Origin of the sequence: Nostoc sp. KVJ20 (assembly GCF_001712795.1) — a bacterium.
GTDB lineage: Bacteria > Cyanobacteriota > Cyanobacteriia > Cyanobacteriales > Nostocaceae > Nostoc.
Genome location: NZ_KV757703.1, coordinates 65948 through 74629, shown reverse-complemented (window position 1 = coordinate 74629; position 8682 = coordinate 65948). Strand labels below are relative to the sequence as shown.

Sequence of the window (8682 nt, the reverse complement as noted above, 5' to 3'; positions counted from 1 at the left end):
GTAGCTGTCGGTGTAGCTGTTGGTTTAGCTGTCGGTTTAGCTGTTGGTGTAGCTGTCGGTTTAGCTGTCGGTTTAGCCGTTGGTGTAGCTGTCGGTTTAGCTGTTGGTTTAGCTGTTGGCTGACCCAAAAGTGTCTTTGCTTCTTGATCAAGCTTTTGCCGGAGCGCTAAATTAGCAATTCCGGTTTCTTCCAACTGATTTTTCTTCTGGTATTCCTTCACCGCCGCTTCCATTTGGGGACCATAAAAATGATCGCGCGGTAAGGGAGGATTTGGCTTCAACACTGCATTCAAATTTGATTGCAGAATTTTAACGATGTTAGCAGCAAAATCTTGGGTTTTTGGCCCTGCTATCCCATCAACAGGCTTTAGCTTATAACCTGTCTGAAATTCACGAATTGCCTTTTTAGTTTCCTCATCCGTCAAAGCAGTATTTGTGACCTTGACGTTATAGCCTAATCCGCGCAATACAGAACGGAATTGCTGGGGCGTATAGCTACGTTGAGGGGCTGCGAAACCTGTGTCTACAACTAAACTAGCAGTTATCAGGCAAGTAACAGCAAAGGTTGCGCTTGATTTTCCAAACCCACACCACATATTTAAAACTCCTTTGGATTAAATCAGCAGGATTATAAATGTTAACAGCTGCATTTTAAGTTTGTTTAATAACTTTTTTTGCGATTATTTAATGATTTTTGAACAATTTTTGATTTATTTTTGTCAATTTTAACTAGAACTACAGAAAATAGTTTGTGTCATCCATCCAAAGAAGTATCTTTGATTAGCAGAGATACAGCAGTTATCATTTGAATTGAATACACCCTTTGAACAGTAAATTACAGTAGGGACGCAAAGATATTCCCCCCTAATGGGGTTTAATCAACTGCAAATTACTGTAATTGATTGGAAAGAACCGAAAATTCATAAATGAAAGAGCTTAGAGTATTCCAACAAACAAGAAGCGTATAATATATGACAAAAAATGAAAAATATAAAATATTCTAAGCAGCGAAATATTTGGTTTGAAAGATTTATGGCAATTGCTGCCACCGTAAATTTAGGATTAGTTTTGTTTGATTTAAGTTACGTACCTTGGCGGGATTTCTACTTGCGAAAAATTCCCCAAATTATTCAGATTTATGATCCAGTAAAGGGTATTGAACCCTATCGAGACACGAAAAATTATTTAGAAACAGTCAAGGCATTAGAAGAACAAGTCAGCCAAACAGGTTTAGAGTCATCTGAGGTAAAGAGCAAGCTAGAAGAAATAAGGCGTCTTAGCAACGAGATGATTGACACTAACCCGTTCGCGGGAGTGAATAAGAGTGGTACTCTGGAAAAAATCAAAAATCGGATGCGCGATCGCATCGGTAACGAATCTGCAAAACAATCCTTCGCCACTTTTTGGAGTCAGCCGTACTTATCACAAAATGGCTGGATTCAAGAAATTAATTTTTTTAACGATAGAATCAGCCCTTTGATTGCTACTAACTATTACCGCCAAATCGGTGAAAATGGCGATTTGGTTGATAACTTCTGGATTCTTGACTTACCCTTTGTGATTTTATTTGGCGTAGAATTGCTGGGGCGTACCTTCTTAATCAGACGCCAACATCCTGGTTTGAACTGGTTTGAAGCACTATTGTGGCGTTGGTACGACCTATTTTTAGTACTGCCATTTTGGCGATGGTTGAGAGTCTTACCTGTATTAGTCCGCCTAGATCAAGCGCAATTATTGGATCTCCATCCAGTGCGAAAACAAATTCATCAGGGAATTGTCGCCAACTTTGCCGAAGAACTCACAGAAGTTGTAGTGGTGAGGGTAATTAATCAAGTTCAGGGTTCAATTCAGCGGGGTGAATTAACAAGTTGGCTCTCGCAACAAGAAAATTTACGTCCCTACATAGATATTAATAATGTGAATGAAGTAGAAGCGATCGCAGGTCTTTTGGTAAAAACAATTGTTTACCAAGTGTTACCCGAAATTCAACCTGCGATCGTTGCCATTTTGCGCCACAACATCGAAACCGTCTTCCATCAAGTTCCCGTCTACCGAAACCTCCAGAACCTCCCTGGCGTGGGACAAGCTCAAACCCAATTAAGCGAACAAATGGCGACTCAAATCACAACTAATCTTTACAAAACTTTAGTTAGTGCTGTTGAAGATCCAGTTGGCGCAAAACTCACCAGTCAACTCGTACAAAGCTTCAGTGATGCCTTGGGATCTGAAATGAAGGAAAAACACGTACTTTCAGAAATTCAGAGTTTACTTTTTGACTTCTTAGAGGAAATAAAAATCAACTACGTCCAGCGTTTGTCTCAAGAAGACATAGACCAAATTATCGAGCAAACCAGGCAGCTAAGAACACAAGTATCAGTTCCAGCAGTAGTTGAGAAAGGCACTACTTTCCCCAAAATACGGGAAGGGTAGAGGGTTAGAAGAGGGAGCAGGGGGCAGGAGCAGGGAGCAAGGGAGAAGAGTTTTCCCCTCTGCCCCTCTGCCCCCCGCTCCTCTGCCTCTTTTCAATGCCCAATGCCCGATGCCCAATGCCCGACTATCCCATAAATGCGCTAAACTCGATTTAGGCGAATCATGATTGGTTCGTCACAAGACTTCTTGGAAGATATACCTATCGCAGGAAGTGGGTCGAAGCCCACTTTTTTTATTGAATTCTCTCATGGCTCATCCTTTAGTTCCACAAATTATTGATTTGGCGACACCAGTGGCAGAAGAACTGGGATTGGAAGTGGTTGGCGTGGTTTTTCACACCAACCAAAGTCCACCAGTGTTGCGGATAGACATTCGCAATCCTCAGCAAGACACCGGTTTGAATGATTGTGAGAGGATGAGCCGTGCTTTAGAAGCCTCCTTAGATGCTGCGGAAATCGTTCCAGATAAATACGTCTTGGAAGTGTCTAGTCCTGGTATTTCGCGGCAATTGGTAACAGACAGGGAGTTTATTTCTTTTAAAGGATTTCCTGTTATCATCTCCACTTCGCCACCCTACGACGGACAACAAGAGTGGATTGGTCAGTTGATTCGCCGGGATGAGACAACACTTTACTTAAACCAAAAAGGTCGTGTAGTCGAAATTCCCCGCTCCCTAATTACTAAGGTGCAGCTAGACGAGCGCCGATAAACAAGTGATTAGAGGCTAGGGACTAGGGACGAGGGACTAGGGATTGCAGGAGCAGAGGAGCAGAGGAGCAGAGGAGCAGAGGGTAAGTTGCTGCAAGTCTTTTGCCTTTGCACCCAATGCCCCATGCCCGATGCCCAATGCCCAATGCCCAGGCCCTAGTTCCTAATTTTTAAAGGAGATTGCTTATGTCAATGGTTACTTTACCTGGATTAAAAGAATTAATTGAAAGTATAAGTCGCGAGCGGAATTTACCCCGGCTTGCAGTTCAATCAGCTATTAGAGAAGCACTACTCAAAGGTTATGAACGTTATCGTCGTGCCCAAAATTTAGAGCGCAAACAGTTTGAAGAAGATTATTTTGAGAATTTTGAAGTAGAACTTGATATTGAAGGAGAAGGGTTTCGCGTTCTTTCCACTAAAACCATTGTTGAAGAGGTCGATAACACAGACCATCAGATTTCCTTAGACGAAGTTCAACAAGTAGCTCCTGAAGCGCAGTTAGGAGACTCTGTAGTACTGGATGTTACCCCCGATCAAGGAGAATTTGGTCGGATGGCGGCAATGCAAACTAAGCAGGTATTGGCGCAAAAATTACGGGATCAACAGCGCCAGATGGTGCAAGAAGAGTTCCAAGATTTAGAAGGAACTGTCCTGCAAGCAAGAGTCCTGCGGTTTGAGCGGCAATCTGTAGTTTTGGCAGTCAGCAGTAATTTTGGTCAGCCAGAAGTAGAAGCCGAATTACCGAAGCGGGAACAGTTGCCCAACGATAATTATCGGGCAAATGCCACCTTCAAGGTATATCTCAAAAAAGTTTCCCAAGGTCAGCAACGAGGGCCGCAATTGCTTGTGTCTCGTGCGGATGCTGGTTTGGTAGTTTATCTGTTCGCCAACGAAGTCCCAGAAATCGAAGATGAAGTGGTACGGATTGTTGCCGTAGCTAGGGAGGCAAATCCCCCCTCTCGTTATGTCGGCCCCCGGACTAAGATAGCAGTAGATACTCTTGATCGCGACGTAGACCCAGTTGGTGCTTGTATTGGAGCCAGGGGATCACGAATTCAAGTGGTAGTCAACGAATTACGCGGTGAAAAAATAGATGTAATTCGCTGGTCACCAGACCCAGCAACATATATTGCTAATGCCTTAAGTCCAGCACGGGTAGATGAAGTACGGCTAATGGATCCTGAATCCCGGCAAACTCACGTACTAGTCGCTGAAGATCAATTGAGTTTGGCCATAGGGAAAGAAGGGCAAAACGTCCGTTTGGCAGCTCGCCTGACTGGTTGGAAAATAGACATCAAAGACAAAGCTAAGTATGACTTCGCAGGAGAAGATGCCAAATTTGCAGCCGTCAGAACAAAATATCAATCAGAGGAATCTGAGGAAGATGATCTCGACTATGAAGAAGAATTAGAGGATGAAAATCAGGACGAATTAGAAGAGGAGGATAGTTTTGACAATAACGATGATGAATAATTGATTAATTTTGTAAAGTTTTGATACTGTAGATTGTAGTCTCAGTCTCAAGGATTATTTTCTCAAAAGCTACTTGGTATAAGTAAAAAATAGTAATAATAAACTTCTTTTTACTTCCATGATCCTGGACTGAGATCATCAAAAACCGATGAAACCAAATTATCGGCGCTGTATTAGTTGCCGTAAAGTAGGCTCAAAAGATGAGTTTTGGCGGATTGTCCGCGTCTTTCCATCGGGAAAGGTACAATTAGATCAGGGCATGGGGCGTTCCGCCTATATTTGTCCGGAAATGAGTTGCCTACAAGCGGCTCAAAAAAAAAATCGACTAGGGCGATCGCTACACGCATCAGTGCCAGAAACACTGTACCAAAGCTTGTGGCAACGTCTAGCCCGCAGTAATACCCAAAACGAAAACCAAATTTAATTGGAACAACTTTGTGACCTAATCTCCAGAGGAATTGAAAAGAAAGCTCAAGTCGCGCTTTCATCACACCCTCTGTTGATCGTCAAGGTTAGTGCCAAAATAGTAAATGGGTGTAAAAAGCATTCGCCTCTCCAATAACAAAAGGGGCGAAGCAACATTCCCAGAACAAGATGTAATCGATTGTGTTGTGGAAGACTCAGAATCAACAAAACAAGAAACTACAAAATGGCAACCTGGTAGCGCTCAGGCGCAGTTCGGCGTCCAGGGTTCCTATAAAAATCTTTTATTTAAAAAATTTTTATGGGTATCCCTTAACCATCATTGCTGGTGGGGATGCCATTATTAAACCGAAACATCTCTCTTTCCTGATTGGAGGCACCGGCAAAAACTGAACGGCAACCTAAAAACAGTAATCCAAGGATGGAGATGTCGCAAACCAGGCAACCATCCGCTAAAACTGTAAATTAAAGGGGAAGAGTGGATGAACAACGGCAAAGTTAGAATTTATGAATTATCAAAGGAATTGAATTTGGATAACAAAGAGCTATTAGCAATTTGCGAGCAGCTCAGCATCTCGGTCAAAAGTCATAGCAGCACGATTTCAGAATCCGAGGCAGAAAACATCCGGGCGGCAGCAGAAAAGCTTGCAACTACGAATGTATCAGCCAAAAAGGAACTAGGTACAACCAGCCATAAGCCAAATTCACCACCGAACGGCGGACGTAACCGACCTGCTGCACCCCACAAACCGCAAATTTTGGAAATACTCAAACCCAAAATATTGAGAAATACTACTTCCAACGCCCCAGAGGCGTCACTTGCTACCAATACCCAAGCTGCCTTGTCTGAAGCTAATCCTCCCTCTCCTCCACGGCCTTTCGCTACACCAGTCTCACCCCAGAAACCGGCAGCACCAACTCGACCTGTGCCCCGGACTCAATCAGAGACTCAAGAGCAACCTCCGATCGCTGACCTGGAACAAACGCCTAATTCAAATCAGGCTCCGGAAAAAATAGCATCCCCAAAACCGGAAAAAATAGTTCCACCCAGACCGAAGTCAGAAAAACCGATCAAACCGCAACTAGTTGCTCCTCCAGCCAGACCTGCGGCAGAAGAAGCCCAGGTAGCAGATGAGCCAGCCTCTCAGGCAGATAAACCAATCCTTAAACGCGACCAACGGCTGCGACCTGCCGAAGGCGATCGCGAGCAAATTAAGCCGAGAGTCGCTAAACTGCCAACTGACCAGTCTCCACCAGGCGCACCACAAAGAACAAGTCGTCCTACCCCTTCACCCACCAGACCAGAGCAGAGGGGCAATAGACCATCTGCACCATCACAACTGGGAGAAGGGCAACGACCCAGGCCAGCGCGTCCAGGTGAAGGTGTAGCAGCCGCAATGCCGATCGCTACTCCACCTAGACAGATGTCAGGAATAGCGGGCAAATCTCAAGGTTCTGGTGATGAACCAGTCACACCGGATCTCCTCGATTTGAAACGCCCAAGTCCGCCTCGCCCGACCAAAGGCGGTAAAAAATGGGTAGAAGAGGAAATAATTGACGAAGTTAAAGAGAAGGCTAAAGCTGGCGTCAAAGGCAAGCGGATCAAACCCATACTTGATGATGAGTTTGAAGAAGATTTGTTGGATGATGACGATATAGATTCACCAGCCACAGTCCAAGTTAGCCTTTCCATCGCTCGTCCTCCCAAACCCAAAGCGACTCGACCTGTACAGATGCCAGGTGCAACACTTGCTAGCGCCCCAACTGCAAGAGCGAGAAAGCCTGGTTCTAAATCTGGTTCTAAATCTGGGTCTGGTCGTGACCATCACCAAAACCGTCGCCAAGAAGCCGAAACAAAGCGCGATCGTCCAGAAAAAGTGGTGATCACAGGCCCGTTGACTGTGCAAGAACTGTCTGACGTTTTAGCCGTCCCTGATACAGAGATTGTGAAAATCCTGTTCCTCAAAGGCATGGCGGTGAGTATCACCCAAAATCTGGATATTCCCACAATTACCCTAGTAGGAAAAGAACTAGAAATAGAAGTCGAAACTGCCGAGCGAGAAGCAGAAGCTCGGAAAGTTACGGAAATGGTTGGTGCAGAAGACCAAGAATATCTCCACCGTCGTCCGCCAGTCGTGACAATTATGGGTCACGTAGACCACGGTAAAACAACTCTGCTCGACTCAATCCGCAAAACCAAAGTGGCTGCTGGCGAAGCTGGTGGGATCACTCAACACATCGGTGCATACCATGTGGATGTGGAACATGAGGGTAAACCCCAGCAGATAGTCTTCTTGGATACTCCTGGTCACGAAGCATTTACCGCTATGCGGGCCCGAGGAGCAAGGGTAACAGACATTGCCGTATTGGTAGTGGCTGCTGATGATGGCGTCCGTCCCCAAACCATTGAAGCCATTAGCCACGCCCAAGCAGCGGGAGTGCCAATTGTCGTTGCAATCAACAAAATTGACAAAGAAGGGGCACAGCCAGAACGCGTTAAACAAGAACTGACCCAGTATGGTCTGACCTCAGAAGACTGGGGTGGTGAGACGATCATGGTTCCTGTGAGCGCCATCAGGGGTGAAAACCTGGATACGCTTTTAGAGATGATTCTGCTGGTAGCAGAGGTTGGAGAACTATCTGCCAACCCAGATCGTACCGCCAAAGGAACTGTAATTGAAGCACATCTGGACAAAGCCAAGGGAGCAGTTGCTACCCTGCTAATTCAGAATGGCACCCTGCATGTGGGAGATATCTTGGTAGCTGGCTCGGCTTTCGGTAAAGTCAGGGCAATGGTGGATGACAGAGGCAAGAGAGTAGACATTGCTTCTCCTTCCTTTGCTGTCGAGGTACTAGGTTTAAGTGATGTGCCAGCAGCAGGCGACGAGTTCGAGGTCTTCCATAACGAGAAAGAAGCCAGAGCACTCGCTAGCGATCGCGCCGATAGACAACGCCTATCCCGCCTGTTACAAGGTCGTGTTACCCTTACAACCCTGTCCGCTCAAGCACAAGAAGGCGAGTTGAAAGAACTCAACTTAATCTTGAAGGGAGACGTACAAGGTTCAGTGGAAGCCATTGTGGGAGCGCTCAAGCAAATCCCGCAAAACGAAGTCCAAATTCGGATGCTGTTGGCTACTGCTGGGGAAATCACCGAGACAGATATCGACTTAGCAGCTGCCAGTAACGCTGTAATTATCGGCTTCAACACCACCTTCGCCAGTGGCGCTAGACAAGCCGCCGATGAAGCAGGTGTCGATGTCCGCGAATATAACGTCATCTACAAACTCCTAGAAGATATCCAAGATGCCTTGGAAGGTCTTTTGGAACCAGAGTTGGTGGAAGAACCCTTGGGTCAAACCGAAGTCCGTGCCGTCTTCCCAGTCGGTCGTGGTGCGGTTGCCGGTTGCTACGTTCAATCTGGCAAGTTAATTCGCAACTGCAAAGTCAGGGTGCGACGTGGCGGTAAGGTGATCTTTGAGGGCGTCCTTGACTCCTTAAAACGGATGAAAGAAGATGCTCGTGAGGTCAACGCCGGTTATGAATGCGGTGTCGGCATGGATAAATTCAATGATTGGGTTGAAGGTGACATCATCGAATCCTATCAGATGGTTACGAAGCGCCGCACTCTCACCTTAACGAGATAGTGTT

7 protein-coding genes are annotated in these 8682 nt (G+C 45.6%); 6 read left to right on the top strand and 1 reads right to left on the bottom strand.

The window, feature by feature from the left end; genetic code table 11:
- The coding region (locus tag A4S05_RS30215) for a peptidoglycan-binding protein (RefSeq protein WP_069073461.1) at window positions 1-596 on the bottom strand (596 nt) is incomplete at its 3' end.
- A gap of 385 nt (window positions 597-981) precedes the next feature.
- On the opposite strand from A4S05_RS30215, the gene A4S05_RS30210 reads away from it, so the two are divergent.
- The 6 genes from A4S05_RS30210 to infB all read left to right on the top strand — a co-directional run bounded on the left by A4S05_RS30210 (window position 982) and on the right by infB (window position 8678).
- The gene (locus A4S05_RS30210) at window positions 982-2430 is read left to right on the top strand and encodes a hypothetical protein (protein WP_069073460.1); all 1449 of its coding nucleotides are present in this window, start codon (window positions 982-984) and stop codon (window positions 2428-2430) included.
- A gap of 247 nt (window positions 2431-2677) precedes the next feature.
- Window positions 2678-3139 carry a ribosome maturation factor RimP gene (gene rimP, locus A4S05_RS30205; RefSeq protein ID WP_069073459.1) on the top strand — a complete coding sequence of 154 codons (462 nt, stop codon included), beginning with the start codon at window positions 2678-2680 and terminating at the stop codon, window positions 3137-3139.
- Between the two features lie 185 nt (window positions 3140-3324).
- Window positions 3325-4611 (top strand): transcription termination factor NusA, encoded by a 1287-nt coding sequence (gene nusA / locus A4S05_RS30200; RefSeq protein WP_176727155.1) that lies wholly within the window; start codon window positions 3325-3327, stop codon window positions 4609-4611.
- 148 nt (window positions 4612-4759) lie between these two features.
- Window positions 4760-5035: a YlxR family protein gene (locus A4S05_RS30195; protein WP_069073458.1), complete on the top strand. Its 276-nt coding sequence runs from the start codon at window positions 4760-4762 to the stop codon at window positions 5033-5035.
- A 106-nt stretch (window positions 5036-5141) separates the two neighbouring features.
- Entirely contained in the window at window positions 5142-5381 is a 240-nt protein-coding gene (locus tag A4S05_RS42190; protein ID WP_069073457.1) for a hypothetical protein, read from the top strand.
- Window positions 5382-5516: 135 nt separating this feature from the next.
- On the top strand, window positions 5517-8678 hold the full coding sequence (gene infB / locus A4S05_RS30185; protein WP_069073456.1) for a translation initiation factor IF-2: 3162 nt from the start codon (window positions 5517-5519) through the stop codon (window positions 8676-8678).
- Window positions 8679-8682 lie beyond the last annotated feature (4 nt).

What these genes read in the sequence shown, in the direction of transcription:
- A4S05_RS30210 (WP_069073460.1), top strand. Translation starts at nt 982, where the DNA reads ATGAAAAATATAAAATATTCTAAGCAGCGAAATATTTGGTTTGAAAGA.
- rimP (WP_069073459.1), top strand. Translation starts at nt 2,678, where the DNA reads ATGGCTCATCCTTTAGTTCCACAAATTATTGATTTGGCGACACCAGTG.
- nusA (WP_176727155.1), top strand. Translation starts at nt 3,325, where the DNA reads ATGTCAATGGTTACTTTACCTGGATTAAAAGAATTAATTGAAAGTATA.
- A4S05_RS30195 (WP_069073458.1), top strand. Translation starts at nt 4,760, where the DNA reads ATGAAACCAAATTATCGGCGCTGTATTAGTTGCCGTAAAGTAGGCTCA.
- A4S05_RS42190 (WP_069073457.1), top strand. Translation starts at nt 5,142, where the DNA reads ATGGGTGTAAAAAGCATTCGCCTCTCCAATAACAAAAGGGGCGAAGCA.
- infB (WP_069073456.1), top strand. Translation starts at nt 5,517, where the DNA reads ATGAACAACGGCAAAGTTAGAATTTATGAATTATCAAAGGAATTGAAT.